The 955-nt window shown below is 66.1% G+C and carries 1 protein-coding gene; it reads left to right on the top strand.

Going from position 1 to position 955, the window contains the following annotated elements; genetic code table 11:
- A partial coding sequence (locus MSZK_RS30325; protein WP_099252229.1) for an integrase core domain-containing protein occupies positions 1–955 on the top strand: 955 nt, incomplete at both ends.

The raw sequence follows: 955 nt of genomic DNA on the forward strand, positions 1-955 counted from the left end.
ATCGAGGGTCTACACGAGCTCTCACGGCGTCCGCGGTCCTCGCCGGGGCAGACCACGGTCGAGGTCGAGGATCTGATCGTGTTGCGGCGCAAGCAGCTGGTCGAGCAGGGCCGTGATCACGGTGCTCAGTCGATCGTGTGGTCGTTGCAGCGCGAGGGTATTGCGGTGCCGGCGGTGTCGACGGTGTGGCAGATCCTGACCCGGCGCGGGGCAATTACGCCGCAACCGCAGAAACGGCCGAAGTCAGCGACCAAGCGGTTCTGCTTCGATCGGCCCAACGAGTGCTGGCAATCCGATTGGACCGGATGGGCGCTGGCCGACGGCACCCCGGTGGGGATCGCGGGCAGCCTCGATGACCACTCCCGCTACCTGGTGGGGTTACGTGCGTGTGCCGGTGACGCCGACGCCGCGCTCGTCTGGGAGGTGATCCTGGCCGGTATCGACGAATGTGGGATCCCGTCGATGTCGTTGTCGGATAACGGACTTGTCTATACCGGGCGGTTCCGCGCCTATGAATCGGCGTTCGAGACCAACCTGCGAGCCCTGGGCGTTCGGACCATCAATTCGGCGCCGTTTCACCCGCAGACCTGCGGCAAGATCGAACGGTCCTGGCAGACGATGAAAAAGTGGCTCACCGCCCGCGAACCCGCCGCCACCCTCGACGAGCTCAACACGCTACTCGAGCAGTTCCGCAGCTTCTACAACCACCAGCGGCCCCATCGCGCCCACCGCGGGGCCACCCCCGCCGAGGTGTTCGCCGCCGCCGCCAAAGCCCGACCCGCCGACCATCCGGTTCCAGCACCAATCGTGGTCAGCCGCCACATCGTTGGCGAAACCTCGGGATACATCTTCGTCGCGCCCTACAAGGTCAACGTCGGCCTGCGCTGGGCCGGCCACACCTGCGACGTCATCCGCGACGGTGAGCACATCACCATCCTCAGCGGCACAACTCTGG

Origin of the sequence: Mycobacterium sp. shizuoka-1, from assembly GCF_002723835.1 — a bacterium.
Taxonomy (GTDB): Bacteria; Actinomycetota; Actinomycetes; order Mycobacteriales; family Mycobacteriaceae; genus Mycobacterium.